General features: G+C 71.7%; 24 protein-coding genes. 14 read left to right on the top strand and 10 right to left on the bottom strand.

The window, feature by feature from the left end; all coding sequences use genetic code 11:
• The first annotated feature begins 77 nt into the window (after window positions 1-77).
• The 4 genes from K7I03_RS07485 (at window position 78) to K7I03_RS07470 (ending at window position 5,919) form a co-directional block, all read left to right on the top strand.
• Window positions 78-1,304, top strand: coding sequence for an arginine deiminase (locus tag K7I03_RS07485; RefSeq protein WP_185943251.1), 1,227 nt, complete (start codon window positions 78-80; stop codon window positions 1,302-1,304).
• 256 nt (window positions 1,305-1,560) lie between these two features.
• Complete coding sequence (gene argF / locus K7I03_RS07480) at window positions 1,561-2,619, top strand: ornithine carbamoyltransferase (RefSeq protein WP_224346938.1); 1,059 nt, start codon at window positions 1,561-1,563, stop codon at window positions 2,617-2,619.
• 266 nt (window positions 2,620-2,885) lie between these two features.
• Window positions 2,886-3,659: an enoyl-CoA hydratase family protein gene (locus K7I03_RS07475; RefSeq protein ID WP_398858483.1), complete on the top strand. Its 774-nt coding sequence runs from the start codon at window positions 2,886-2,888 to the stop codon at window positions 3,657-3,659.
• A gap of 1 nt (window position 3,660) precedes the next feature.
• A complete protein-coding gene (locus K7I03_RS07470; RefSeq protein WP_185943248.1) occupies window positions 3,661-5,919 on the top strand; it encodes a bifunctional salicylyl-CoA 5-hydroxylase/oxidoreductase in 2,259 nt (752 codons plus the stop codon).
• 35 nt (window positions 5,920-5,954) lie between these two features.
• Here K7I03_RS07470 and K7I03_RS07465 read toward each other — a convergent pair whose 3' ends face one another.
• Together K7I03_RS07465 and K7I03_RS07460 are read right to left on the bottom strand one after the other, a co-directional pair.
• Entirely contained in the window at window positions 5,955-6,800 is an 846-nt protein-coding gene (locus K7I03_RS07465) for a PaaX family transcriptional regulator (RefSeq protein WP_185943247.1), read from the bottom strand.
• Window positions 6,793-8,424, bottom strand: a complete 1,632-nt coding sequence (locus tag K7I03_RS07460; RefSeq protein ID WP_185943246.1) for an AMP-binding protein — start codon at window positions 8,422-8,424, stop codon at window positions 6,793-6,795. Before K7I03_RS07460 ends, K7I03_RS07465 begins: the two co-directional genes overlap by 8 nt.
• 214 nt (window positions 8,425-8,638) lie before the next feature.
• On the opposite strand from K7I03_RS07460, the gene K7I03_RS07455 reads away from it, so the two are divergent.
• The 4 genes from K7I03_RS07455 (at window position 8,639) to K7I03_RS07440 (ending at window position 11,340) form a co-directional block, all read left to right on the top strand.
• The gene (locus tag K7I03_RS07455; protein ID WP_185943245.1) at window positions 8,639-9,844 is read left to right on the top strand and encodes an acyl-CoA dehydrogenase family protein; all 1,206 of its coding nucleotides are present in this window, start codon (window positions 8,639-8,641) and stop codon (window positions 9,842-9,844) included.
• Window positions 9,841-10,269 (top strand): RidA family protein, encoded by a 429-nt coding sequence (locus K7I03_RS07450; protein ID WP_185943244.1) that lies wholly within the window; start codon window positions 9,841-9,843, stop codon window positions 10,267-10,269. The genes K7I03_RS07455 and K7I03_RS07450 overlap by 4 nt, the downstream gene beginning before the upstream one ends.
• A 75-nt stretch (window positions 10,270-10,344) precedes the next feature.
• Complete coding sequence (locus tag K7I03_RS07445; RefSeq protein ID WP_221903053.1) at window positions 10,345-10,881, top strand: DM13 domain-containing protein; 537 nt, start codon at window positions 10,345-10,347, stop codon at window positions 10,879-10,881.
• Window positions 10,882-10,944: 63 nt separating this feature from the next.
• The gene (locus K7I03_RS07440; RefSeq protein WP_185943242.1) at window positions 10,945-11,340 is read left to right on the top strand and encodes a cupin domain-containing protein; all 396 of its coding nucleotides are present in this window, start codon (window positions 10,945-10,947) and stop codon (window positions 11,338-11,340) included.
• 57 nt (window positions 11,341-11,397) lie between these two features.
• Here the strand turns inward: K7I03_RS07440 and K7I03_RS07435 are convergent, their stop codons facing one another.
• Both K7I03_RS07435 and K7I03_RS07430 read right to left on the bottom strand, forming a co-directional pair.
• Complete coding sequence (locus K7I03_RS07435) at window positions 11,398-12,630, bottom strand: protein-glutamine gamma-glutamyltransferase (protein WP_185943241.1); 1,233 nt, start codon at window positions 12,628-12,630, stop codon at window positions 11,398-11,400.
• An 868-nt stretch (window positions 12,631-13,498) separates the two neighbouring features.
• The gene (locus K7I03_RS07430; RefSeq protein WP_185943240.1) at window positions 13,499-15,028 is read right to left on the bottom strand and encodes a helix-turn-helix domain-containing protein; all 1,530 of its coding nucleotides are present in this window, start codon (window positions 15,026-15,028) and stop codon (window positions 13,499-13,501) included.
• 125 nt (window positions 15,029-15,153) lie between these two features.
• Between K7I03_RS07430 and K7I03_RS07425 the strand changes: the two genes are divergently transcribed.
• From K7I03_RS07425 to acnA, 5 genes are all read left to right on the top strand, one after another.
• Window positions 15,154-16,155 (top strand): hypothetical protein, encoded by a 1,002-nt coding sequence (locus tag K7I03_RS07425; protein ID WP_185943239.1) that lies wholly within the window; start codon window positions 15,154-15,156, stop codon window positions 16,153-16,155.
• A 1-nt stretch (window position 16,156) separates the two neighbouring features.
• The gene (locus K7I03_RS07420) at window positions 16,157-16,519 is read left to right on the top strand and encodes a GntR family transcriptional regulator (protein WP_185943238.1); all 363 of its coding nucleotides are present in this window, start codon (window positions 16,157-16,159) and stop codon (window positions 16,517-16,519) included.
• 115 nt (window positions 16,520-16,634) lie between these two features.
• The gene (locus tag K7I03_RS07415) at window positions 16,635-17,069 is read left to right on the top strand and encodes a DnaJ family domain-containing protein (RefSeq protein WP_185943237.1); all 435 of its coding nucleotides are present in this window, start codon (window positions 16,635-16,637) and stop codon (window positions 17,067-17,069) included.
• A gap of 268 nt (window positions 17,070-17,337) precedes the next feature.
• Entirely contained in the window at window positions 17,338-17,481 is a 144-nt protein-coding gene (locus K7I03_RS07410) for a hypothetical protein (RefSeq protein WP_185943236.1), read from the top strand.
• A 268-nt stretch (window positions 17,482-17,749) separates the two neighbouring features.
• Window positions 17,750-20,464 (top strand): aconitate hydratase AcnA, encoded by a 2,715-nt coding sequence (gene acnA / locus K7I03_RS07405; protein WP_185943235.1) that lies wholly within the window; start codon window positions 17,750-17,752, stop codon window positions 20,462-20,464.
• A gap of 105 nt (window positions 20,465-20,569) precedes the next feature.
• Here acnA and K7I03_RS07400 read toward each other — a convergent pair whose 3' ends face one another.
• From K7I03_RS07400 to K7I03_RS07390, 3 genes are all read right to left on the bottom strand, one after another.
• On the bottom strand, window positions 20,570-21,403 hold the full coding sequence (locus K7I03_RS07400; protein ID WP_185943234.1) for a helix-turn-helix domain-containing protein: 834 nt from the start codon (window positions 21,401-21,403) through the stop codon (window positions 20,570-20,572).
• 54 nt (window positions 21,404-21,457) lie between these two features.
• On the bottom strand, window positions 21,458-22,369 hold the full coding sequence (locus K7I03_RS07395) for an FG-GAP repeat domain-containing protein (protein ID WP_224346937.1): 912 nt from the start codon (window positions 22,367-22,369) through the stop codon (window positions 21,458-21,460).
• A 137-nt stretch (window positions 22,370-22,506) separates the two neighbouring features.
• A complete protein-coding gene (locus tag K7I03_RS07390) occupies window positions 22,507-23,166 on the bottom strand; it encodes a TetR/AcrR family transcriptional regulator (protein WP_185943232.1) in 660 nt (219 codons plus the stop codon).
• A gap of 120 nt (window positions 23,167-23,286) precedes the next feature.
• Between K7I03_RS07390 and K7I03_RS07385 the strand changes: the two genes are divergently transcribed.
• Window positions 23,287-23,973: a DUF5701 family protein gene (locus K7I03_RS07385; RefSeq protein ID WP_185943231.1), complete on the top strand. Its 687-nt coding sequence runs from the start codon at window positions 23,287-23,289 to the stop codon at window positions 23,971-23,973.
• 59 nt (window positions 23,974-24,032) lie between these two features.
• On the opposite strand, the gene K7I03_RS07380 is transcribed toward K7I03_RS07385, so the two are convergent.
• From K7I03_RS07380 to K7I03_RS07370, 3 genes are all read right to left on the bottom strand, one after another.
• Window positions 24,033-24,980 (bottom strand): FG-GAP repeat domain-containing protein, encoded by a 948-nt coding sequence (locus tag K7I03_RS07380; protein ID WP_185943230.1) that lies wholly within the window; start codon window positions 24,978-24,980, stop codon window positions 24,033-24,035.
• A gap of 34 nt (window positions 24,981-25,014) precedes the next feature.
• The gene (locus K7I03_RS07375; RefSeq protein WP_185943229.1) at window positions 25,015-25,947 is read right to left on the bottom strand and encodes an FG-GAP-like repeat-containing protein; all 933 of its coding nucleotides are present in this window, start codon (window positions 25,945-25,947) and stop codon (window positions 25,015-25,017) included.
• Between the two features lie 104 nt (window positions 25,948-26,051).
• Entirely contained in the window at window positions 26,052-26,933 is an 882-nt protein-coding gene (locus tag K7I03_RS07370) for an FG-GAP repeat domain-containing protein (protein ID WP_221903051.1), read from the bottom strand.
• Window positions 26,934-26,991: the final 58 nt, after the last annotated feature.

Genomic DNA, 26,991 nt, shown 5'->3' with positions numbered 1-26,991 from the left:
GCCCGCCCGAACCGCCCGTCCGACGTTCCGCCGCGCCACTCGGGGTGATCACGCCTGAATCAGGTGAGGATGGAGGGATGGGATTCCATGTCGATTCCGAGGCCGGGCGGCTGCGGCGGGTCATCCTGCACCGCCCGGACCTGGAGCTGAAGCGGCTCACTCCGTCCAACAAGGACGCCCTCCTCTTCGACGACGTGCTCTGGGTCCGCCGCGCACGCGCCGAGCACGACGGCTTCGCCGACGTGCTGCGCGAGCGCGGCGTCGAGGTGCACCTCTTCCGGGACCTGCTGGAGGAGAGCCTGCGGGTGCCCGCCGCACGCACGCTCGTCCTGGACCGGGTCTTCGACGAGAAGGAGTACGGCCCGCTGGCGACCGGCCCGTTGCGCGCGGCCTTCGAGCGGATGCCCGCCCCCGAGCTGACGGCCTGGCTCGTGGGCGGGATGACCAAGCGGGAGTTCCTGGAGCGGCACGCCGAGCCCGTCTCCGTCCGCTTCCATGTGATGGACCTCGACGACTTCCTGATCAATCCGCTGCCCAACCACCTCTTCACCCGCGACACCTCCGCCTGGATCTACGACGGTGTGTGCATCAACGCCATGCGCTGGCCCGCCCGTTGGCACGAGACCGTGCACTACGAGGCGGTGTACCGGCACCATCCGATGTTCGCGGCGGACGACTTCCACGTCTGGTCGGAGGGCCAGGCCGCCTACCCGTCGACGATCGAGGGCGGGGACGTGCTGGTCATCGGGCGGGGCGCGGTGCTGATCGGAATGAGCGAACGGACCACTCCGCAGGCCGTGGAGATGCTGGCCCACCGGCTGTTCGCCACCGGTTCCGCCCGGACCATCGTGGCGCTGGACATGCCCAAGCGCCGGGCCGTGATGCACCTGGACACGGTGATGACCATGGTCGACGGCGACACCTTCACCCAGTACGCCGGGCTGGGCATGCTCCGTTCGTACACCATCGAGCCCGGGGTCGGCGAGCGGGAGCTGAAGGTCACCGACCACCCGCGGGGCCATATGCACCGGGCCATCGCCGCCGCCCTGGGGCTGGACTCGATCCGGGTGCTCACCGCGACGCAGGACGTCCACGCGGCGGAACGGGAGCAGTGGGACGACGGGTGCAACGTGCTGGCGATAGAGCCGGGCGTGGTGGTGGCGTACGAACGCAACGCGACGACCAACACCTTCCTGCGCAAGCATGGGATCGAGGTCATCACCATCCCCGGCAGCGAGCTGGGCCGGGGGAGGGGCGGGCCGCGCTGTATGAGCTGTCCGGTGGAGCGGGACCCCGTCGGATAGCGCACGGTCCGTGGGAACGGGACCCCGGCGGCTGGCGCGCGGTCCGTGAGCGTGCACAGTGGGACTGGAGGGCCGGTGGATGCCCGTGAGACGATGAGTGCATAATATTGCGATCAAGCGCATAGAATTCCAGCGCGGAGGCGTACAGGAACGCGCCGCATCCGGGAGTGCACGGCGTCCGGGAGCGCACGGCACTCGGCGCGCATGGTATTCGGCGCGCACGGCATTCACAGCGCACGGCATTCAGGGAGTCCTCATGGCCACAGACCTCGCGGGCCGCGGCCTGCTCAAGGAGACGGATCTCAGCCCCGAGGAGTTCCACGCCCTCGTCGAGCTGGCCGCCGAGCTGAAGGCGGCCAAGCGGGCCGGTACCGAGGTGCCCCGGCTGACCGGGCGCAACATCGCGCTGGTCTTCGAGAAGACCTCCACCCGTACCCGCTGCGCCTTCGAGGTCGCCGCCGCCGACCAGGGGGCCCGCACCACCTATCTGGACCCCACCGGCTCCCAGCTCGGCCACAAGGAGTCCGCCAAGGACACCGCCCGGGTCCTCGGCCGGATGTACGACGCCATCCAGTACCGGGGGCACGCCCAGGAGACGCTGGAGGAGCTCGCCGCGTACGCCGGGGTGCCGGTCTTCAACGGCCTCACCGACATGTGGCACCCCACCCAGATGCTCGCCGACGTCCTCACCATCTCCGAGCACACCGCCAAGCCCCTGGAGCACGTGGCCCTCGCCTACCTCGGCGACGCCCGCTACAACATGGGCAACTCCTACCTCGTCACCGGCGCCCTGCTCGGCATGGACGTCCGCATCGTGGCCCCCGAGGAGCTCTGGCCCGACCCGGAGGTCGTTGAGCAGGCGCGGCGGATCGCCCGCTGGAGCGGCGCCCGCGTCACGCTCACCCAGGACGTTGCCGAGGGCGTGGCGGGCGCCGACTTCGTCGCCACCGACGTCTGGGTCTCGATGGGCGAGCCGCGCGAGGTGTGGGACGCGCGGATCGCGCTGCTCGCCCCCTACGCCGTCACCATGGACGTCCTCCGGGCCACCGGCAACGCGGCCGTGAAGTTCCTGCACTGCCTGCCGGCCTTCCATGACCTGGGCACCTCGGTCGCCCGGGAGATCCACGAGCGGCACGGCCTGACCTCCCTCGAAGTGACGGACGAGGTCTTCGAGTCCGTCCACTCCGTCGTCTGGGACCAGGCGGAGAACCGGATGCACACCATCAAGGCGCTCCTCGTGGCCTGCCTGGCCCGCCCGGAAGGGCGGGGGCGGTCCGGGGACGGGGAGTCCGCGGTGCCCATCGCGCACTCGTGACGACAGTCACACGTCGGTGATAACTTCGCCGGGCAGGCACCAGCCCACCCGGCTGAAGGAGGCCGCGCCCGATGAGCCCGTCGCCCATGAGCCCGTCGCACCCGCCGCGCCCGTCGCACCCGCCACACCCCACGAGTCCGGCCGCGGATCGGGCTGCAGATCCGGCCGCGGGTCCGGCCGCGGGTCCGGCCGCGGATCCGGCCACGAGTCCCGCGAACCCCTTCACCGGCTCGGCGGCCACGACCGGCGCATGGCGGCACCTGCGCCTGACCGTGGACTCCGGCGTCGCCACCGTCACCCTCACCCGCCCCGACAAGCTCAACGCCCTCACCTTCGGCGCCTACGCCGACCTGCGTGACCTGCTCCCCGAACTCGCCCGCGACGGCTCGATACGGGCCCTGGTCCTCGGCGGCGAGGGGCGCGGGTTCTGCTCCGGCGGGGACGTGGACGCCATCATCGGCGCCACACTCGCCATGGACACCCGCCGGCTCCTCGACTTCAACCGCATGACCGGGCAGGTCGTCCGGGCCCTGCGCGAGTGCCCGTTCCCCGTCGTCGCGGCCCTGCACGGCATCGCCGCCGGCGCGGGCGCGGTCCTCGCCCTCGCCGCCGACTTCCGCGTCGCCGATCCCACGGCCCGGTTCGCCTTCCTCTTCACCAAGGTCGGCCTCTCCGGCGGCGACATGGGCGCCGCCTACCTGCTGCCGCGCGTCGTGGGCCTCGGCCACGCCACCCGGCTGCTGATGCTGGGCGACACCGTCCGCGCCGCCGAGGCCGAACGCATCGGGCTCATCAGCCAGTTGGTGCCGGAGGGGGAGGCGGCCGACGCGGCCCTCGCCCTGGCCCGCCGGCTGGCCGACGGGCCCGCCCTCGCCCACGCCCAGACCAAGGCCCTGCTCACCGCCGAGCTCGACATGCCGTTCTCCGCCGCCGTCGAACTCGACGCCGCCACCCAGGCGCTCCTGATGAACAGCGCCGACTACGCCGAGTTCCACGCGGCGTTCACCGACAAGCGGCCCCCCGAGTGGCGGGGCGTCTGACGTGCGCGTCGCGGTCATCGGCGGCGGGCCCGGCGGGCTCTACGCCGCCGCCCTGCTGAAGCGTCAGGACCCCGGGTGCGAGGTCACCCTCTGGGAGCGCAACGCCCCCGACGACACCTTCGGTTTCGGCGTCGTCCTCTCCGACGAGACGCTCGGCGGCATCGAGAGCGCCGACCCCGACGTCTACGCCGCGCTCCGCCGCTCGTTCGTCCGCTGGGACGCCATCGACGTCGTCCACCGGGGCCACGCCCTGCGCTCCGGCGGCCACGGCTTCGCCGCGCTCGGCCGCCGGCGACTGCTGCGGATCCTCCACGGGCGCTGCCGCGGCCTCGGCGTCGACCTGCGGTTCCGTACGGAGGCGCCGCCCGCCGCCGTACTCGCCCGCGACCACGACCTCGTCGTCGCCGCCGACGGAGTCCACAGCGCCACCCGCACCGCCCACGCCGACCACTTCCGGCCCACCCTCACCACCCACCGCTGCCGCTACATCTGGCTCTCCGCCGATTTCGCCTTCGACGCCTTCCGCTTCGAGATCGCCGAGACCGAGCACGGCGTGATGCAGCTGCACGGCTACCCCTACGCCCCAGGCGCGAGCACGGTGATCGTCGAGATGCGCGAGGAGGTCTGGCGCCGGGCCGGCTTCGACCGGCGCACCGAGGGGGAGACGCTCCGGGAGTGCGCCGCCCTCTTCGCCGGCGCGCTGGGCGGGCGCCCCCTGCGCTCCAACCGCTCCGCCTGGACGGCCTTCCGCACCGTCGTCAACGCCCGTTGGTCGTATGGCCCTGTGGTGCTGCTCGGCGACGCCGCCCACACCGCCCACTTCTCGATCGGCTCCGGCACCAAGCTCGCCGTCGAGGACGCCCTGGCCCTCGTCGGACGGCTGACCGGGCCGGGCGGCCCCGGCGGTCCGGACGGCGTACCGGCGGCCCTCGCGGCGTACGAGGCCGAGCGGCGCCCGCTCGTCGAGTCCACCCAGCGCGCCGCCCGGGCGAGCCTGGAGTGGTTCGAGGAATTGGAGTGGCGCCGGGACCGGACGCCGCGCCGGTTCGCCTTCGACCTCCTCACCCGCAGCCGCCGCGTTACCCACGACAACCTGCGGCTCCGCGACCCGGAGTTCGTCGCCGCCGTCGAGGCGGAAGCAGGTGTTCCACCCGGCACCCCGCCCATGTTCACCCCCTTCACCCTGCGCGGACTGACGCTGCGCAACCGCGTCGTGGTCTCCGCGATGGACATGTACTCCGCCACCGACGGCACACCCGGTGACTTCCACCTCGTCCACCTCGGGGCACGCGCCCTGGGCGGCGCGGGGCTGGTGATGACCGAGATGGTCTGCGTCAGCCCGGAAGGGCGCATCACCCCCGGCTGCACCGGCCTCTACGCACCCGCCCACGAAGCCGCCTGGCGCCGGATCACCGACTTCGCGCACACCTCGGCCCCCGGCACGGCCGTCGGCGTCCAGCTCGGCCACTCCGGCCGCAAGGGGTCGACGCGGCTGATGTGGGAGGGCATCGACGACCCCCTGCCGGAGGGCGGCTGGCCGGTGGCGGGCCCGTCACCGCTGCCGTACCGGCCGGGCGTCAGCCAGGTGCCGCGGCAGCTCGGACCGTCCGAAATGACCCTCATACGGCAGCAGTTCGCGCGCGCCGCCGCCTCCGCCGCCCGTGCCGGCTTCGACCTGCTCGAACTCCACTGCGCCCACGGCTATCTGCTCTCCTCCTTCCTCTCCCCGCTCACCAACCACCGCGACGACGCCTACGGCGGCGACCTCCCGCGCCGGCTCGCCTATCCCCTGGAGGTCTTCGACGCGGTACGCGCCGTCTGGCCCGCCGACCGCCCGATGACCGTCCGGATCTCCGCGACCGACTGGGCCTCCGGCGGCACGACCGCCGACGACGCGGTGGCCGTCGCCCGCGCCTTCGCCGCCCACGGCGCGGACGCGGTGGACGTCTCGACGGGCCAGGTCGTCCCCGACGAGCGGCCCGCCTTCGGCCGGTCGTACCAGACGCCGTTCGCGGACCGGATCCGGAGCGAGGCGGGCGTCCCCGTGATCGCCGTCGGCGCCATCTCCTCCTGGGACGACGTCAACTCGCTCATCCTCGCGGGCCGCGCCGACCTCTGCGCCCTCGGCCGGCCGCACCTCTACGACCCGCACTGGACGCTGCACGCGGCGGCCGAGCAGGGGTACGCCGGGCCGGGGGTGTGCTGGCCGGTCCAGTACCGGGCGGGGAGCCGCCCGCCGCCGGTCGGGCGGCGGGTGTAGGGGGCAGGCGCATGGGCTGCCCCCATCCCTCCGCCTCACCCTCCCCCCTTCAGTACCCCCGCCACGAACTCCCCACCCGTATCCCGCAGTCTCCGATGCAGCGCCGTGAACACCCGCGCCGACCGGACGCCCGGCCACCCCGCCGGCAGCACGGCCGCCGGCAGGCCCGGGTCGGCGTACGGCAGGCGGCGCCAGGAGTCGAGGGCCAGCAGGTAGTCCCGGTACGCCTCCTCGGGCGGCGTCGGGCGCCGCCGCGCCCAGCGGCGCAGCACCGGCTCGTGCACCTCCAGGAACGCGTGGTGCCGTTGGGCCAGCGCGTCCAGGTCCCACCAGCGGGCCACCGCCTCCGCCGTCGGTTCGAAGCCGAGGTGCCGGCCGCGGAACAGGTCGACGTACGGGGCCAGGCCCAGCCGGTCGAGCGTGTGCCGGGTCTCCTCATGCACATGGGCGGGGGCGATCCAGACGCCGGGCGCCGCCGTTCCGAAGCCCAGCCGGGACAGCCGCGAGCGCAGCAGGTGCCGCTTGTGCCGCTCCTCCTCCGGCACGGAGAAGACCGCCAGCAGCCAGCCGTGGCCGGGGCGGGCGGCGGGCCGGCCGAGGATCCGGCGGTCGCCGTCGTCGAGCAACTGCCGGGCCGCGTCGGAGAGTCCGTAGCCCGCCGCGCCGTCCGCCGTCCGGCCGGAGGTCAGCAGGCCGCGCCGCTTCAGCCGGGAGACCGCCGACCGTACCGAGGGCGCGTCCACGCCCACCGCGCCGAGCAGCCGGATCAGCGCCGCGACCGGCAGCGGGCCGGCCGGTCGCCCGGCGGCCCCGCGGCCGTACGCACCGTAGAAGGAGACGATCAGCGAGCGGGGGGTGGGGGACGGCTGGTGGTCAGTCACGGGGAAACTGTAAAGCGCCCGAACGCAGCCGGAACCGCTGGAGTTTGCCGGTAGGCGTGCGCGGCAGCGCGTCGAGGAACACGATCTCGCGAGGGCACTTGTAGGGGGCGATCTCCTTTTTGGTGAACTCCCGCAGGTCGTCGGCGGTGTGCCCGGTGCGCGGCACGCCGTCCCGGAGCACCACGTGGGCGACGACGACCTCGCCGCGCCGCTCGTCCGGCCGCCCGGTGACGGCCGCCTCCAGCACGTCGGGGTGGCGGAGCAGCGCCTCCTCGACCTCGGGGCCCGCGACGTTGTGCCCGCCCGAGACGATCATGTCGTCGGCGCGACCGAGGAAGGTGTGGCAGCCGTCGGGGTCCCGGACGTAACGGTCGCCGGTGATGTTCCAGCCGTTCCGGACGTACGTCGTCTGCCGCTCGTCCGCGAGGTAGCGGCAGCCGACCGGGCCGCGCACCGCCAGCAGGCCGGGCGAGCCGTCCGGCAGCGGCCGGCCGGCGTCGTCGACGATCCGCGTCTCGAACCCCGGCACCGGGCGTCCGGTCGTGCCCGGGCGGGACGTCTCGCCGTCGGCGGCGAGGAAGATGTGCAGCATCTCCGTGGCACCGATCCCGTTGATCAGCGCCAGCCCGGTGGCCGCCCGCCAGGCGTGCCAGAGCGCGGCGGGCAGGTGCTCGCCCGCGGAGACGCATCTGCGGAGGGAGGACGTGTCGTACGAACCGATCCTGTCGAGCATCGCCCGGTACGCCGTAGGGGCCGTGAACAGCACGGACACCCGCTGCCGTTGGACGTCCGCGAGCAACTGCCCGGCGCCCGACCAGCCGGCGAGGACGGTCGAGGCGCCGGCCCGCAGCGGGAAGACGAGCAGCCCGCCGAGACCGAAGGTGAAGCCGAGCGGCGGGCTGCCGCCGAAGACGTCGTCGGGCCGGGGGCGCAGCACCCGCGCCGAGAAGGTGTCGGCGATCACCAGGACGTCCCGGTGGAAGTGCAGGCAGCCCTTGGGCGGTCCGGTGGTCCCCGAGGTGAACGCGATCAGCGCGACGTCGTCCGCCGAGGTCGCCACCGCGGCGTACGATGGTGGTTTCTTTGCCGACAGCCGCAGCAGGTCGCCCGGCGAGCCGCCGCCGAACGGCGTCGTCCGCAGCCCGGGCACGGCGGCCTTGGCCAGTTCACCGGTGGAGCGCGCGTCGCACAGCGCGTGCCGTATGCGCGCGATGCGGCAGATGTCGGCGAGTTCACGGGCACGTTGGGCGTCGGGCACGGTCACGGCGACCGCCCCCGCCTTCATCACCGCCAGCCAGCAGGCGGCGAGGAGCGGGGTGGTGGGGCCGCGCAGCAGCACGCGGTTGCCGGGGACGACGCCCAGGTCGGTGGTGAGCGTGTGCGCGAACCGGTCGGCACGCTCGCGCAGTTCGCCGTACGACCAGACGCTCCCGGCCTTGTCCCGCAGCGCCGGCCGGTCGGGACCCAGCCGCGCCGCGGTCGCGTCCAGCAGCTCGGCGCCGCAGTTGAGCCGGTCCGGGTAGCGCGGGACGTCCGGCCCGGACGTCAGGTCCGGCCACTGGTCGGGTGGCGGGAGGCTGTCGCGGGAGAAGGTGTCGACGTGGGCCGACGGCATGAGCTCCATGACGGGTCGCGCCCCCTCGTGCCGGGGAAGGGTGGAGGTGCGGGGAGCGCCGGCGACGCGTGGGGGCCGGCGGTGGTGCGGGGAGGTCTTGCCAGCCGTACGGATGCGCTGCCAGCGTAACGAGACCGTGACGGCAGTCAACAGAGCGCGACAAACGAACGCATGCTTCCGAACGCACGCTTCTGAACGCACGCTTCCGAAAGGACGGACGGCGATGTCATCCCCGTCATTCCGGTCATCCCCACAAGGCGCCACCGAAGAACGCCCGCCGGGCCGCGCCCCGCTCGTCTCGCCGGCCTCGCTCACGCCCGAACAGCGCGCCTGGACGGCCACGTTACGCACCCTGGCCGCCCGCCGGCTGCGCCCGCTCGCCGCGGCGGGCGAACCCGGGCGCGTCAACCGCCCGCTGGTGGCCGCCCTCGGTGAACACGGCCTGCTGGCCCGGGTCTTCCCCGCCGACGGTGTGGTCCGCGCCGTCGACCTCTGTCTGCTGCGCGAGGCGCTCGGCCAGGAGTGCACCGAGGCGGAGACCGCCCTCGCCCTCCAAGGTCTGGGCGCGCACCCGATCGCCGCGTCCGGCACGGAGGCACAACGCGCCCGCTGGCTGCCGGAGGTCGTCGCCGGACGGGCCGTCGCCGCCTTCGCGCTCAGCGAGCCGGAGGCGGGCTCCGACGCCGCCGCCCTGCGGCTGCGCGCCGAACCCGCCGGACCGTCGGAGTCCTCCGGCTGGACGCTGCACGGCGAGAAGCAGTGGATCTCCAACGCCCCGGAGGCCGACTTCTACACCGTCTTCGCCCGGACCCGCCCGGACGCGGGGGCGCACGGCGTCACGGCGTTCCTGGTCCCGGCCGACCGGCCGGGCCTCGGCGGCCGGCCACTGAACCTGATCGCCCCGCACCCCGTCGGGCTGCTCACCTTCGACGGCGTCCCCGTCGGCCCCGACGACGTCCTCGGCGAGGTGGACGGCGGCTTCGGCGTCGCCCTGCGCACCCTCGACCTCTTCCGCCCGAGCGTCGGCGCGTTCGCCGTCGGGATGTCCCGCGCCGCCCTGCGGTCCGCGCTCGCCCACGCCGCCGAACGCCACGCGTTCGGCGGCCCGTTGAAGGATCTCCAGGCCGTCTCCCACCAGCTCGCCGACATGGCCACCCGCACCGAGGCCGCGGCCCTCCTCGTCCACGCCGCCGCCACCGCCTACGACGCCGGCGAACCGGGCGTCGCCGGCCGCTCGGCCATGGCCAAGCTCTACGCCACCGAGACCGCCCAGTACGTCATCGACGCCGCCCTGCAGATCCACGGCGCCCGCGGCCTGGAACAGGGGCACCTCCTGGAACACCTGTACAGGGAGGTCCGGGCGACGCGCATCTACGAGGGCGCCACGGAGGTGCAGCGCACGATCATCGCGAGGGAGCTGTACAGGTGAGCGCGGAACGAGAAAAGGGCGATCCGGCACACCTGGCCCGTCTCAACCCTCCGGAACTGTCCCCGCCCCGAGGCTTCTCCCACGCGGTGACGGCGGAGGGCGGGCGCCTGGTCTTCCTGGCGGGCCAGACGGGCCTGGACGGCACGGGCCGGGTGGTCCCGGGCGGCCTGCCCGCGCAGTTCGAGCGCGCGCTGACCAACCTCCTCACGGCCCTCACGGCCGCCGGCGGTACCCCGGCCGACCTCGCCCGCGTCACGGTCTACACGACGGACGTCGCGGCGTACCGCGCGTGCGCCGGGGAGCTGGGCCGCGTCTGGCGGCGGCTGGCGGGGCGGGACTACCCGGCGATGGCGGTGATCGGCGCGGTGCGGCTGTGGGACGGGGAGGCACTGGTGGAACTGGACGGGGTGGCGGTGCTGCCGTGACGCACTGATCCCGTGGCCGTGCCGGTTGTGGGAGAAATCCGGCCGCCCCGGACGTTGCGCTTCATACAGGTCCGGATGGCGCGAGACGACGGGAGACGGACAGTGGTGCACGTACAGGTACGACGGTGGTGGCGGCGGCCGTTCGCCGCCGGGGCGCTGGGCGTCGCGGTCCTGGCGGCCGGAGTGGCGGCCTACTGGTTCCAGCCGTGGAAGCTGTGGCAGAACGAGACGGTCCACGAGGCGGCGCCCACCGCCGCCACCCGCACCCTGGCCACGGGCACCCTCATCAGCCACGAACACACCACCTCCGGCACCGTCCGCGTCCTCCGCCTCCCGGACGGCAGCCGCACCCTCCGCCTGGAGGGCCTCGACACGAGCAACGGCCCGGACGTGAAGGTCCTCCTCAGCGACGCACCGGTGAAACCGGGCCGTGCCGGCTGGCACGTCTTCGACGACGGCGCCCACGTCAGTCTCGGCTCCCTGAAAGGCAACAAGGGCGACCAGAACTACGCCCTCCCACGGGACCTGGACCTCGACCGCTACACCAGCGTCAGCATCTGGTGCGACCGCTTTGACGTCTCCTTCGGAGCGAGCGCCCTCATGAAGGCGTGACAGCAACAAGGCGTGACAGCAACGTACAAGACGCCGCGGCGGCCTCCCGCCGAGACTCACACCATGAACAACACCGAGCCCGTCAACCTCACCAAGGCTCTCGCCTCCTTCGACGACGTCTACAGCCCGCGCATCGTCGCCCGCATGAACGACTACGACATCCGCGTTGCCCACACCCAGGGCGAGCACATCTGGCACGTACACGAGGACACCGACGAGTTCTTCCTCGTCCTGGACGGCCGCTTCGACCTCGCCCTCCGCGACCCCGACGGCACGGAACGCGCTGTGCGGCTCCACAAGGGCGACACCTTCGTGGTCCCCAAGGGCACCGAACACAAGCCGTCCTCCCCGGGCGCCTCCATCCTCATGTTCGAACCCACGGGCACCCCGACGACGGGCGACCGCCACGAGGGCGAGATCCCGGACCACGTGGACAGCACGACGGGCCACGAGCTGTAGAGCCGACGGTGGGGAGGGGAGCCGGATGCTCCGCCTCCCCTCCCCTCCCCGCTTACATCACGGCCAGCCCTGTGTCACCTTGTCGGGGGCGGTGTTCCAGCTCTTGGGGACGAACGTGACCACGTAGGCTCCGCGGTCGAAGTCCGAGTAACCGTCGGACCAGTTGCGGAACTTGCTCTCGTACACGTGCATGGCACCCAGGCTGCCATTGGGCGCGTGGTAGTGGTTGCCGTGGGTCCATACGGTCTTGTCGGCGTCCGCTTCCGTCTGCGCTCCGAACCAGCCGTAGTCGAAATTGACGAAACTCTCGCCGGGGCTGGTGGGGCTGCGCGGAATGTTCCTGTCCCTCGACATGTCGACCAGGCCGGTGCCGCGGTCGGGGCGGAAGGCCTCCGGGTCGCCGTACTTCCTCTTGTCGGAGGAGCCCGACCGGTCCTGGCCGCTCCAGAAGTGCTTCGAGTAGATGACGGCCTTCATCTTGGACGGGTCGTGATTGCCGCCGTTGCGGTCCTTGAAGGACGGCGTGTTCCGCAGCGCCGAGTAGAAGGGCGAGCGGGCATCCTCGTTCCGCAGGGCGTCGTTGCCGTTCGCCAGCTCCTTCTTGAGGTTGTCGAGGTACGCCCCCTCGTCGTGGGCGTTCTCCAGGGCCTTGTTCATGACGGACGCCACGTCACGCGCCCGCTGGAACCCCTTCGCCTCGTCGAAGCTGTCCTTGGCGACGCGCCCCTCGAACTCCGCCCGCGTTTCGCCGGACCGGGGCCTGCCGTTCTTCAGCTCGTTCTTGTACTTGTCCTCGTCGAAGAACGCGAAAGCCAGCCTGTTCGTCGGATACTGGCCCGAGTTGACCCAGGTGACACCGACGCAACCGTAGGACAGCCACTCCCGCTGTTCCTCGGTCATCTGCTGTTTCCTGCCGTCGCGGTGGCTGTAGACCTGCTGCCACTTGCGTATGTAGTTGTTGACGATCGTCTCGGCCCTGCCGTACGAGGGCCGGTACGGGTCGGGCATCCGGTCGAGCGGCTCGGCGGGAGGAGTCACCCGCTCGTCGGAGTCGGGGGCCCGGAAGGACGGACCGGCGCTCGAAGCGGCCGGAGCGCTTTCGTTCAGCGCGTTGATGTCGTCGACGTCATCCGCCGTCAGGCGGTGCGTTTCGGCGTAGGACCTCTTCTCTTCCCCGGTGCCGCTGCCACTGCCACTGCCGGTGGCCGCGCCTGCGGACGGCATTAACGCGGTGGTGCACATGACCGCACCGAGAGCGGCGAAGACGAGAGTTCTCCCGCGTTGGGACATGAAGAACAACAACTCCTTTGGCGAACGTGACGAAAGGGCTGAATCTGGCGAACCTCGCGGAACGAGGGCATGCCAGAGTGCGACGCGGGGGGTGGAGGTTGCGGCGAGTGGCCGCGCATAACGTCGGGCGGTGCCCGTCCTGCGGTGCCGCGCCGGTAACGGCGGTGAGGAAGAGGCCGCGGCCGCACGGCGGAATGGGGATGCGGTGCGTACCGGATACGGCCGGTGACGGCGCGGTCGTGTTACGTCGAAGCCGTCACCGGAGCGGTGAAGCGGACCCCGTCCGGGCGGTTCTCCGGGTGGCTCTCTCGGCGAGAGGCAGACTGCCGGCCGCGGTCACGGCGGCAGGGGTGATGGTGCGGAATGGGGTTCGGCGTAACACTTCTCGACTCCCGGACGAGTGATCGGGTCGCTACGAGAAGTGATCATGTCTCCCAGTTAACTCCCCGGCAACACCACGGCTCCAAAACCGGCCACTCCGTCACAGGAGCGGAATCCGGCTGGGCGCCGGACACCGCCGCATCCCCTCCGGGCGAGCGAGACCGCGGGACTCGGTGCGCCTGCGTCCGTCATCGACGCAGCAGGGTCGGCGCTGGCCTCGGGCAAGGGAAGGCGCTTGGACTCGCCTTGGAGGACTTCGACTTCGCGGAGGAACTCCCGCTTCCCGCCCCGCGCCGGTACCCGAGGCGGCGCCGCCATCGACGCGATCTCCGCGTAGCCACGGCCGATCGGCGCCGGAAGTGCCCCTGGGACGTGGCCTGCCGAGGGCCACGGGGTCCCGGAGAAGTCCCAGAGACGCCGCCGCACCCCTTCTTCAACTCTTCGACCGCGAGAAGCAATTCAGACGGGGTGCGGCGGAATCCGTCCGTCAGATGTCCCGGAAGATCTCGATCTGGGCGCCGATCGAGTTCAGCCGGTCCGCCAGGTCCTCGTAACCCCGGTTGATCACGTACACGTTGCGCAGTACGGACGTGCCCTCCGCCGCCATCATCGCCAGGAGGACGACGACCGCGGGGCGGAGCGCCGGCGGGCACATCATTTCGGCGGAGCGCCAGCGGGTGGGGCCCTCGACGAGGACGCGGTGGGGGTCGAGGAGTTTGACGTCGGCGCCGAGGCGGTTGAGGTCGGTGAGGTAGATGGCGCGGTTGTCGTAGACCCAGTCGTGGATGAGGGTCTGGCCCTGGGCGAAGGCGGCGATGGCGGCGAAGAAGGGGACGTTGTCGATGTTGAGGCCGGGGAACGGCATCGGGTGGATCTTGTCGATGGGGGCCCGGAGCTTGGAGGGGCGGACGGTGAGGTCCAGGAGGCGGGTGCGGCCGTTGTTGGCGCGGTACTCGGGGCTGCGCTCGTGGTCGAGGCCCATCTCTTCCAGGACGGCCAGTTCGATCTCCATGAACTCGATGGGCACCCGGCGGATCGTCAGCTCCGACTCCGTGATCACGGCCGCGGCCAGCAGGCTCATCGCCTCCACCGGGTCCTCCGACGGCGCGTAGTCGACGTCGCGGTCGATGTGGGTCACGCCGTGGACGGTGAGGGTCGTGGTGCCGATGCCCTCGACCTTGACGCCCAGCTCCTCCAGGAAGAAGCAGAGGTCCTGGACCATGTAGTTGGAGCTGGCGTTGCGGATGACGGTGACGCCGTCGTGCCGGGCGGCGGCCAGCAGGGCGTTCTCGGTGACGGTGTCGCCGCGCTCGGTCAGGACGATGGCGCGGGTGGGGGAGACGCTGCGGTCGACCTTCGCGTGGTACGTGCCGTCGGTGGCGGTGATCTCCAGGCCGAAGTGGCGCAGGGCCGTCATATGCGGCTGGACGGTGCGGGTGCCCAGGTCGCAGCCGCCGGCGTACGGGATGCCGAACTGGTCCATGCGGTGCAGCAGCGGGCCGAGGAACATGATGACGCTGCGGGTGCGCCGGGCGGCCTCGCGGTCCATCGCGTCCAGGTCGAGGTCGGCCGGGGGAATGATCTCCAGGTCGTTGCCGTCGTTGATCCAGCGGGCGCGGACGCCGATGCTGCCCAGCACCTCCAGGATCCGGTAGACCTCCTCGATCCGGGCCACCCGCCGGAGGGTGGTGCGGCCGGCGTTCAGAAGGGTCGCGCAGAGCAGGGCGACGCAGGCGTTCTTGCTGGTCTTGACGTCGATCGCACCGGACAGCCGGCGCCCGCCGACCACCCTCAGGTGCATGGGGCCGGCATAGCCCAGGGAGACGATCTCACTGTCCAGCGCTTCACCGATACGAGCGATCATATCAAGACTGATGTTCTGATTTCCCCGCTCGATGCGGTTGACCGCGCTCTGGCTGGTGCCGAGTGCGTCGGCGAGCTGTGACTGGGTCCAGCCTCGGTGCTGCCGGGCGTCACGGATGAGCTTGCCGATGCGGGCGAGGTAAGCGTCTGTCATGAGGTAGACGGTATCTCAGATATGAGATCTTTCGCGGGATCCCTCTGGTGATCTATCTTTGTTCTATTGGCATGCGAACAAATCCCGGAGACCCGTCCCCGAGGCCCGTCGTCGAGAGGTGGTCGGTGAACCTTCCCCTGCGCACCGCCGGGCGGCCCTGGCGCCCGGCCCTCCTCCTGCTGCCCTACCTCCTGTCAGCCGCCGCCTTCCTCCTCCTCTTCGAGCGCCGGCGGGACCGGCTGCCGGACCGGCTGGCCATCCACTTCAGCGGCTCCGGCCGGGCGGACGGCTTCACCGCCACCGGCTCCTTCGCCTCCGAGGGCCTCGTCCTCGTCCTCTCCCTCGCCCTCCTCTTCGCCGCGCTCGCCTTCTTCCTCGAACTCGAAGTCCTCTCCTGGCGCGCCCTCGCCGCCACCGCCTACGCCGTGGCCGCGCTGATCGGCTCGCTCATGATCTGGACCGTCCTCTGCAACGCGTCCGCCGACGACCCCGACGACGCCCGGCTCGGCCTCGCCACCCTGCTGACGACCCTGCTCTCCGCCCTCGTGGCGGGCGCCCTCGGCATCCTCCTCGCCGGCCTCACCGCCCCGCGCCCCCGTAAGGCGGTCGCCGCCGCGACCACCGCCCCCGCCCCCCGTCTGCCGCTCGGCCCCACGGAAGGCGCGGCCTGGACGCGGGCCGTGGTCTCGCGCCCACTGCTGGGGCTCGGCGTCGCCCTCCTGGCCGTCGCGGCCGGGTTCGGCTTCGCGGGCGGCTGGACGTCCGGGCTGGGGATGGCGGTCGGCGCCCTGCTGGTCCTCCCGCTGTCCGGGGCCCGCGTCGCCGTCGACCGCCACGGCCTGACCGTCACACCCCTGTGGGCGCCGCGCCCGCGGCTGCGGATCGGGCTCGACCGCGTCGGGTCGGCCGACGGCCGTGCCCTGGACGCGTTCCGCGAGTTCGGCGGCTGGGGCTACCGCGTCCGCTCCGGCCGCAGCGGGCTCGTGCTGCGCTCCGGCGACGCCCTCGTGGTCCGGCTGACGGGCGGCGGCGAGTTCGTCGTCACGGTCGACGACGCCGCGACGGCCGCCGCCCTGCTCAACACCCTCGCCGACCGGGCCCGCCGACGCGCGGACGGCGAGGCCTGACGTGCTCGTCCGGCTCGACCACGGATCGCCCGTGCCGCTCGGCGACCAGATCGCCGCGTCCGTCCGCGGCGCGGTCGCCGACGGCACGGTACGCCCGGGGGAGCGGCTGCCCGCCGCCCGCGCCCTGGCCGACTCGCTCGGCGTCAACGTGCACACCGTGCTCCGCGGCTACCAGCGGCTGCGCGAGGAGGGGATCATCGAACTGCGGCGCGGCCGGGGCGCCGTGGTCACCACGGGCGACGCCGTCGCCGACCGCGCCCGGCTGCTCGCCGCCGCCGGCCGGCTCGTCGCGGAGGCCCGCTCCTCCGGCCTGGGTGACGAGGCCATCCTGGACCTCGTCCGGACCAGCCTCGGTCCCGCCTGACTCCCGGGCGGGCGAGGGCGGTTGACGAGCGCGCCGGGACCCCGCTCCCGGCGGACCCGGCCGGATGCGCGACACTGGAAGGGAAGCGAAGGCCAGAGGCGACGGGAGCCGACCGATGACCGAACGCAAGCCGCCCGGCGTGGACTTCGAGACCTGGGCCGACCTGCAGATCCGCGAGGCGGCGGAGCGCGGGGAGTTCTCGAACCTCCCCGGCTTCGGCAAGCCGCTGCCCGGCCTCGACCGCCCCTACGACGACATGTGGTGGGTCAAGGAGAAGATGCGGCGGGAGAACCTGTCGTTCCTGCCCCCCTCCCTCGTCCTCCGCAAGGAAGCGGAGGACGCCCACACGGCGGCGCTCGGCGCCCGCTCGGAACGCGAGGTCCGGAGCATCCTCGCCGCGATCAACGAGAAGATCGCCGCGGGGCTCCGCCGCCCGCCCCCGGGGCCGCCGCTCAACCTGACGCTGTTCGACGTCGAGGACGTCGTCCGCGCTTGGCAGGACGCACGAGACGCGCGGGGCGAGAGGGGGCAGGGGGAGTCGGCGGTCTGACGGCCGACGGCGACCGGTGGCCGCCAGTGGCGGCGCCCCCAGCCGTACGCCCCCGGAACGTACGCCAGCCGGCCGTACGCCCTCAGCTGTACGCCCCCGCTCACCCGGTCGGCCGTACGCCCCCTTGATCAACGCCGGCGCCCCGCCTGCCGCGCCCTGCGCCCGCCCCACCAGAGCGGAACGGCCACGCCCCGTAAGCCCTCTCCCAGGGCGAACGGGGTCCAGGCCCCGCCGTCCCCGCCCGCACCGAAAGCCAGGAGCACCGGCCATGACCCCCACCCCCGACGACGAAGCCCCCGACGTCCCGCGCTGGACGCTCGTCGTGTCGGCCGCCGCCGACCTGCTGCTCGGCCTGATCAAGCCCGTACTCGATGCGCCCAAGGGCCGGCAGAGCGGCTCGACCGGCGACTGACGCGGCCGCGCGGCCGGCCGAGACGGGAACGTGACCGGCCTCCGTCCCCGTGATGCCCCCGCGATCGCTCATCCGGGCATGACCGATCCCCGGCGATGTACTAGAGTTATCTCGACATCGAGATATATGCCGAGAGAGGCGTACCGCCGTCACGCCACCAGGGAACACTAAGGCATGCCTAAGTTAGGGCAACCTTAGCGGACCGGCGCGACGTTGTCGCGGCAGGATGGCCGCAGTACGCGCATTCATGCACATGAAGGAGACTGTCGTGTCGGCGAACAGCTTCGACGCCCGCAGCACGCTGCAGGTGGGCGACGAGTCGTACGAGATCTTCCGGCTGGACAAGGTCGAGGGCTCCGCTCGCCTTCCCTACAGCCTCAAGGTGCTGCTGGAGAACCTGCTCCGCACCGAGGACGGCGCCAACATCACCGCCGACCACATCCGCGCGCTGGGCGACTGGGACTCGCAGGCCCAGCCCAGCCAGGAGATCCAGTTCACGCCGGCCCGCGTGATCATGCAGGACTTCACCGGCGTCCCCTGCGTCGTCGACCTCGCCACCATGCGCGAGGCCGTCAAGGAGCTCGGCGGCGACCCGGCGAAGGTCAACCCGCTCTCCCCGGCCGAGCTGGTCATCGACCACTCCGTCATCGCCGACAAGTTCGGCACGAAGGACGCCTTCGGCCAGAACGTCGAGCTGGAGTACGGCCGCAACAAGGAGCGCTACCAGTTCCTGCGCTGGGGCCAGACCGCCTTCGACGACTTCAAGGTCGTCCCCCCGGGCACCGGCATCGTCCACCAGGTGAACATCGAGCACCTGGCCCGTACGGTCATGGTCCGCAACGGCCAGGCGTACCCCGACACCCTCGTCGGCACCGACTCGCACACCACCATGGTCAACGGCCTCGGCGTGCTCGGCTGGGGCGTCGGCGGCATCGAGGCCGAGGCCGCGATGCTGGGCCAGCCGGTCTCGATGCTCATCCCGCGCGTCGTCGGCTTCAAGCTGACCGGTGAGCTGCCCGCCGGCACCACCGCCACCGACCTCGTCCTCACGATCACCGAGATGCTGCGCAAGCACGGCGTCGTCGGCAAGTTCGTCGAGTTCTACGGCGAGGGTGTGGCCGCCACGTCGCTGGCCAACCGCGCCACCATCGGCAACATGTCGCCCGAGTTCGGCTCCACCGCCGCGATCTTCCCGATCGACGGCGAGACCCTGAACTACCTCAAGCTCACCGGCCGCAGCGAGCAGCAGGTCGCGCTCGTCGAGGCGTACGCCAAGGAGCAGGGCCTCTGGCTCGACCCGGCCGCCGAGCCCGACTTCTCCGAGAAGCTGGAGCTCGACCTCTCGACGGTCGTCCCCTCCATCGCCGGCCCGAAGCGCCCGCAGGACCGCATCGTCCTCGCCAACGCCGCCGCGCAGTTCGCCCAGGACGTCCGCAACTACGTCGACGACGTCGACGAGGCGGGCAAGGAGTCCTTCCCGGCCTCCGACGCCCCGGCCGTCTCCGCCGGCGCCCCGTCGAAGCCGGTCACCGTGACCGCCCCCGACGGCTCGACGTACGAGATCGACCACGGCGCCGTCACCGTCGCCGCGATCACCTCCTGCACCAACACCTCGAACCCCTACGTCATGGTCGCCGCCGCGCTCGTGGCCAAGAAGGCGGTCGAGAAGGGCCTGACCCGCAAGCCGTGGGTCAAGACCACCCTCGCCCCGGGCTCCAAGGTCGTCACCGACTACTTCGACAAGGCGGGCCTCACCCCGTACCTCGACAAGGTCGGCTTCAACCTCGTCGGCTACGGCTGCACCACCTGCATCGGCAACTCCGGCCCGCTGCCGGAGGAGGTCTCCAAGGCCGTCAACGACCACGACCTCGCCGTCACCTCGGTGCTCTCCGGCAACCGCAACTTCGAGGGCCGGATCAACCCCGACGTCAAGATGAACTACCTGGCGTCGCCGCCGCTGGTCGTGGCCTACGCGATCGCCGGCTCGATGAAGGTCGACATCACCAAGGACGCCCTGGGCACCGACCAGGACGGCAACCCGGTCTACCTCAAGGACATCTGGCCCTCCGAGGCCGAGGTGAACGACGTCGTCGCCAACGCCATCGGCGAGGACATGTTCAACAAGTCCTACCAGGACGTCTTCGCGGGCGACGCCCAGTGGCAGGCCCTGCCCATCCCGACCGGCAACACCTTCGAGTGGGACGCCGAGTCCACCTACGTCCGGAAGCCCCCGTACTTCGAGGGCATGACGATGGAGACCACCCCGGTCACCGACATCGCCGGTGCCCGCGTCCTGGCCAAGCTGGGCGACTCGGTCACCACCGACCACATCTCCCCGGCCGGTGCGATCAAGGCCGACACCCCGGCCGGCAAGTACCTCACCGAGCACGGCGTCGAGCGTCGTGACTTCAACAGCTACGGCTCCCGCCGCGGCAACCACGAGGTCATGATCCGCGGTACGTTCGCCAACATCCGCCTGCGCAACCAGATCGCGCCGGGCACCGAGGGCGGCTTCACCCGCGACTTCACCCAGGACGGCGGTCCGGTGTCGTTCATCTACGACGCCTCCCGCAACTACATCGAGCGGAACATCCCGCTCGTCGTTTTGGCCGGCAAGGAGTACGGCTCCGGCTCGTCCCGCGACTGGGCCGCCAAGGGCACCGCGCTCCTCGGCGTCAAGGCCGTCATCGCCGAGTCCTACGAGCGCATCCACCGCTCCAACCTCATCGGCATGGGCGTCCTCCCGCTCCAGTTCCCCGAGGGCGCCTCGGCCGAGTCCCTCGGCCTGACCGGCGAGGAGACCTTCTCCATCACCGGCGTGACCGAGCTCAACGAGGGCCGCACGCCGCGTACGGTCAAGGTCACGACCGACTCGGGCGCGGAGTTCGACGCGGTCGTCCGCATCGACACCCCCGGTGAGGCGGACTACTACCGCAACGGCGGCATCATGCAGTACGTGCTGCGCTCGCTGATCCGCAAGTAAGCGGCAGGCGCCACACGGCCGAGGGCCGCATCCCGCGTTCGCGCGCGGGGTGCGGCCCTCGGTGTGTACGGGCATGTGTACGGGCGGACGGTCAGGGGGCGCCCCTCACTTGGCGGCGAACTCGTCGTGCACCGTCCGCAGAAAGTCCAGTGACGCCGCACGCGACAGCGCCGCCGCCCTGACCAGGTCGAAGAGGCGCCGGTTGTGGTCCACGACGTCCCGCTCCTCGATGAGCCGACCGCTGCGCGCCCACTCGGTGTACAGGACGGGCGGACTGTCGCAGAAGTCCATGAGGGTCACAAAGCTGTCCATGAAAGCTTCCGCCATGGCTGTGAACGGGAGCACTTGCACGACGACGCGTGACCGTTGTGCCATTTCGATCAGGTGACCGGTCTGCTGCCGCATGACGGCGGGGCCGCCGATATGTGCGCGCAGAGCCGATTCGCAGACGACCGTGGACAGTACCGGGTGCGACGGGTCGCGCAAGATCTTCTGGCGCTCCATCCGGCCGCCCATCCAGCGGTCCACCGTCGCCTTGGCGACGAAAGGCTGGGCGGCACAGGTGATGGCGTGCGTGTAGTTCGCGGTCTGCAGAAGGCCGGGCACGAGCACCGGAGAGTACGCGGTGATGCTCTTGGCCTTGGGCTCCAAGTCGACAGCGTCCACGGCGTAATCGGCCACGCACTTCGCCTGACGGGCCAGCCTGCACAGCCGTTGCATGTGCTCGCCGGTTCCGAAGATCTCGTCGAACCGCTTCGACAGCTCCAACTGCGGGACGCGGATGGCCGACTCGAACTGGCCGATGTACGAACCCGAGCAGAACGCACGTGCCCCGAGCTGTTCCTGGCTGAGGCCGGCGGCGTCGCGCAGACGGGCCAGCTCCGAACCGTAGAACGCCCGGGGATTGGCGTACGGATCCCTGTCCTTGGAAGCGGTCATCCGGTCAACGTAGACCGGTTGACCCGCCGCCGGAGCGGGAAGTGGGAGGATCACTCAGAAGAGCAGCCGGTACTGGTTCCAACCCGACTTCCCCACCAGCACGCGGGACTTGAACGGCGCCGACGCCCGGCCTGTGCCCTTGTACAGCCACAGCGCGCCCTTGCCGTCGCGGGCGAGCAGGTCCGGGTGGCCGTCGAGGTCCACGTCGCCGGTACCCAGCAGCAGGTTGAACTGGTTCCAGCCGTCCCCGACACGGGTGCGGGACTTGAAGGGGCGGGACGTGTCGCCGGTGCCCTGGTACAGCCAGAGGGTGCCCTTGCCGTCGCGGGCGACGATGTCCGTCCGGCCGTCACCGGTGAGGTCCGCGCGGCCGGTGATCGCCGTGTACTGGCCCCAGCCGGGGCCCACCTTCTTGCGGCCGGAGAGCGAGCCGTCGGCCTTGGCCAGGTAGAGCCAGAGCACGCCCGCGCGGTCGCGGACGAGGATGTCGGACTCCTTCGAACCGCCGAGGGTGCCGGGGGAGAAGAAGCTGTCGTACTGGCCCCAGTCCGTGGCGACCACCCGGCCGCCCTTCTTGGCGAAGTACCCCACCGAGTCGTCCGGCCCGATGGCGTAGGTGCCCTCGGCGAGCCCGTCGCGGTCGTGGTCGACCGCCGTCGCCGCCTTGATCACGCCCCAGCCGCCGCCGAAGGGCTTGCGCTGAGCCAGACCGCCCTTGCCGTCCGGCACGTAGACGAAGAAGTCGCCCTTGCCGTCGACCGCCTGGACGGGGAAGAAGGGCGCGTTCGGCGACAGGCGGGCGTCGGCCCGGAGGGCCGGTGCCGCCGGCGGCCGTACGGCCGGGACGGACCCGGGGCCGGGGACGTCCGCCGACGCCGTGCCGGCGGTGACGGCGGCCAGGGCGACGGCGGTCGCGGCGGTGAGGGCGCGCGAGAGGACGCGGCGACGGCGGGAACGGTCGGGCACGTAGGGCTCCGTACGGTAGGCACAAGGGAACGGCACGACGGAGGTGTCGTGTGCGTACCGCTTACGCCCCCCCGCGTGATCACTGATGCTGCCACACCGCCCCCGGCGCCCCGGGGTTGAGGCCCCCTCCCGTCGGGTCAGGCCCGCGCGTAGGCCCCCAGAGACGGTTCCAGCAGGTCGAACGCGCGGACCGCCTCCGCCCCGACGACCTCGGCCACCTCGTCGTCGCCGTGCCCGGCCAGCGTCAGGGCCTGGATGCGGCCGAAGAGGACCCGGTGCACGCCGCCCAGGACCGCGGCGGCGGCGCGCGGGGTCACGTCGTCCGCCGGTACGGCCGTCGCCTCGGCGAGGGCGGCGGCGAGGGCTTCCTCACGGCGGTCGTGGAGGCCACGCAGGCAGACGGAGAGGGTGGGGCTGTCGGCGATCATGCGGCTAAAGTCCGGTCCCGCGAAGCCCGCGACGGGGTCCCGTTCGGCGACGGCCGCGAGGAAGGAGCGGCGCAGGGCGGCGAGGGCGGACTCGCCGGGTTCGCGGGCGGCGACGGTCAGGGCGAGCCCCCGGACGAACTCCTCCTGGTGGTCCAGCGCCAAGTCCTCCTTGCGCGGGAAGTAGTTGGTGACCGTCTTCTTGGCGACGCGCGCGGCGTCGGCGATCTCGGCGATGGTGGTGCGCTCGAAGCCCTGCTCGATGAAGAGCCTGGTCGCGTGGTCGGAGATCAGCCGGCGCGTCTCGCGCTTCTTGGTCTCACGGAGTCCGGCGGGCGGGGTGCCCGGCTCCGCGGTCGAGTGGGAGTCCATGGGTGAACTTTACCCCCGTCCTATTTTTTCGTTGACACTACTGAACGCCCGACGTAAAGTTACTCCCGTCGTAAGTTTGCGCTCGCGGCGCAAGTAGCCCGACTTCCCTACGGAGGATCCTTGTCGCACACCCCCTCGCCCCTCTCCGACGCCGGCGCCGAGTTCGACCGCCAGGTGCGCAACCTCGTGACCCGCGACTACCCGGCCCTCTCCGGCCTCGACGCCGAGAAGTTCGAGGCCCTGGTCGCGCCACTGCGGGCCGAGGCCGTCGCCCTGGCCGCCGCGCCGGACACGTCGTACGACCTCGACGCCGGGCGGATCCCGTTCCTGCTGGTGGTCGCCCGGGACGTGGTGCCGATCGAGGAGACGATGCCCCGTACCACCCTGCACGGCGGACGCCTTCCCGGCTTTGTCGACCGCTCCTTCGAGCCGGGCGCGCTGGAACGGTTCGTCGCGACCGAGGAGACCGAGGCGGGCGGACTCTCCGCGTACCTGCTGTACGGCGTGGAGCGCGGCGAGGAGTTCTGCGGCGCGGTGCCGGAGACGGCCATGGCGGCGATAGCCGGGCGCGGGCGGACCCTGCTCACCATCGAGGAGGGCGTCGCGCTGATCACGCACTTCCCCGAGGCGCTGGTCAAGAACAAGTGCTTCTCGCTGGGCGGTTCGCGCTGCGGCGACCGGCGGGTCCCGGCGATCTGGATCAGCAAGAAGGCGCCGAAGCTGGGGTGGTGCTGGGCCGGCAACCCGCACACCTGGCTCGGCATGGCCTCCGCGGCGGGGCGTCGCACTCCGGCGGCGGGGGCCTGACACGCCTGTGGCGCCCCTCCGGATGGAGGGGCGCCACAGGGCCGGTACCTGACGCAGTGTCAGAACATCAGGCGGTACTGGCCGAAGCCCGTCCCCACCTTGACCGAGCCCTTGAAGGGCTCGTTCTGCTTGCCGGTGCCCTTGTAGAGCCACAGCGCGCCGGACTTGTCCCGCGCCAGCAGGTCCGCGCGGCCGTCGCCGTCGACGTCGCCGGTGCCGACCAGCAGGTCGAACTTGTTCCAGCCGCCGCCGATCTTGGTGCGGCCCACGAAGGGCTTGTTCAGGTCGCCGGTGCCCTTGTACAGCCAGAGCGTGCCGGACTTGTCGCGGGCGACGATGTCCGTCTTGCCGTCCCCGGTCAGGTCGCCGCGCCCGGCGATCGCCGTGAACTGGCCCCAGCCGCCGCCGACCTTCTTGCGGGCGGACAGCTTGCCGATGATGTCGGCCTGGTAGACCCACAGGACGCCCGACTTGTCGCGCCCGAGCACGTCACCGTACACCGAACCGCCCAGGTTGCCCGGGGAGAAGACGGTGTCGTACATGCTCCAGCCGGTGCCGACGCGTGTGCTGAAGCCCTTGTCCGCGAACCAGGCCTCGTTGTCCTTCTGGACGTAGTAGTGGCCGTCGCCCTCGCCGAACTGGTTGTGGTGCTGGGTCGCCAGCCGCATCTGCTTCCAGGCGTTGCGGGACGCGTTGGTGTTCTTGCCCGCCTTGCGGGCGGTGAGACCGCCCTTGCCGTTGGGCTGGTACGAGTAGTAGTCGCCCTTGTTGTCGATGGCGTTGAGCACCAGGAAGGGCGCCGCGCCGGTCGGGTCGGCGACGGTGGCCTTGGCGGCGGCCGTCTTGTCGGCGGTCACCTTGGGGCCGAGCTTTCCGGCCGGGGCCGCGGCCGGCCCGTCGGCCAGCGCCGTACCGGCGGTGCCGGCCACGAGGGCGGCGGCGATCGCCGTGGTGACGACGCGGGGGAGTGCGCGACCGCCGGAGCGGCGGCCGTTGGTGTGGATCACGTAGAACTCCGTAGGAGGAGAAAGGAGAAGTGGGTCAGAAGACCAGGCGGTACTGGTTCCAGCCCGAACCGTCGATCTTCACCCGCGACTGGTACGGCGAGGACGCCTTGCCCGTGCCCTTGTAGAGCCACAGCGCGCCCTTGCCGTCCACGGCGAGGAGGTCGGCGTGGCCGTCCCCGTTCACGTCGCCCGTCGCGACGAGCTTGGTGAACTGGTTCCAGCCGCTGCCGATCTTAGTCCGGGCCGCGAAGGGCTTGGCGATGTCCCCGGTGCCCTTGTAGAGCCAGAGCGTGCCGGACTTGTCGCGGGCGACGATGTCCGTCCTGCCGTCACCGGTGAGGTCGCCGCGGCCGGTGATCGCGGTGAACTGTCCCCAGCCGCCGCCGACCCGCTTGCGCGGGGCGAGCTTGGAGTAGTCGCGGCCGGGCTTGCCGTTGGCCTGGTGAACCCAGAGAACGCCCTGCTTGTCGCGGGTGAGGAGGTCGGAACCGCGGGTTCCGCCGAGGTCGCCCGGGGAGAAGAAGGTGTCGTAGCCGCCGAAGCCGCTCGCGATCCCGGTGACGCGGCTCGCGGCGCTCTGGTGGAAGACCTCGCCGTTGTTCTCCAGGAGGTACTCGCCGTCGAGCTTGCCGTTCCGGTCGTGGTCGACGAACGTAGCCGCTTTGACGAGCTCCCAGTCCTTGTCACGGCCGGAACCGAGCGACCGCAGGCCGCCCTTGCCGTCCGGTACGAAGGCGCGGACGAGGGATTTGTCGACAGCCACGACGGGCAGCACCGGCGCGTCGCCGGTCGGCTTCCCGGCGGCGGCGACCTTGGCGGACCGTGCGTCCGGCAGGGTGGCGGAGAACTGCCCGGCGGGGCCGTCGGCCAGTGCCGTGCCGGCGGTGGCGCCGACGAGGGTGACGGCGATCGCCGTCGTGACGAGGCGCGGCAGAACGCGCCCCTTGCGGCCGGGGATGTGGGCCACTGGGTCTCCTGACGAAGGGAAGGATGCGCAGAAGTCGAGCCGGGGACGGGCCGTGCCCCGCGAGGAAGGCACGGCCCGGTGGTACTGCGTCACCGCACGGCGGATCAGTACACGAGGCGGTACTGGTTCCAGCCGGAGTTGCCGATCTTCACCGGGGCCTTGAAGGGCGCGGCCTGCTTGCCCGTGCCCTTGTACAGCCACAGCGCCCCCTTGCCGTCGACGGCCAGCAGGTCGCTGTGGCCGTCGCCGTTCAGGTCGCCGTTGGAGAAGACCTTCGTGTACTTGTTCCAGCCGCCGCCGATCCGGGTGCGGGCCTCGAAGGGCTTGCCGGCCTTGCCCGTGCCCTTGTGCAGCCAGAGGATGCCGGCCTTGTCCTTGGCGACGATGTCGGTCTTGCCGTCACCGGTGAGGTCGCCGCGGCCCGCGATGTCGGTGTACTGGGCCCACTCCTTGCCGCCGGTCCGCGTCTGATCGGAGAAGGTGCCGTCCTCCTTCATGACGAAGAGGTGGAGGCTGCCGTCGTTCTTGCTGCGGGCCAGCAGGTCGGACTGGCGCGACCCGGCGAGGTTCCCCGGAGCCAGGATGCGGTCGTAGAAGTGACCGAAGCCCGGCACGACGTTGCGCGCGCGGCCCGCGAGGCCGATGAACTTGAGGTCGCCGCCCTCGACGTAGTAGTTGCCGTCCTGGCGCCCGTCCGCGTCGCGGTCGACCCAGGCCGCCATCGAGATGGCCTTCCAGTTGCCGCCGCCCAGTTGGCGCGGCTTGAAGCCGCCCTTGCCGTCGACGTCGTAGTAGTAGAACTTGTCCGTCTTGGTGACGGCGCCGAGCGGGAAGACCGGCGCGGAAGCGCTCGGCTTCTTGGCGGCGAGCTGCGTGCCGGTGGTGTGCGCGGCGGCGACCCCGGCCGTCCCCCCGACCAGGGCCACGGCGACGGCGGCCGTCACGAGGCGCGAGAGACCACGCCGAGAAACACGCGAAACAGTCATGGAAAGTTCCCCCCAAACCATGAGAAAGGGTATGCGGTGCTGCCCTCCACGCCGGAGC

It is taken from the genome of Streptomyces mobaraensis, assembly GCF_020099395.1.
In the GTDB taxonomy this organism is placed as follows: domain Bacteria; phylum Actinomycetota; class Actinomycetes; order Streptomycetales; family Streptomycetaceae; genus Streptomyces.
The sequence above is the reverse complement of the archived record's forward strand: the minus strand, read 5'-3'. Positions and strand labels throughout refer to the sequence as shown.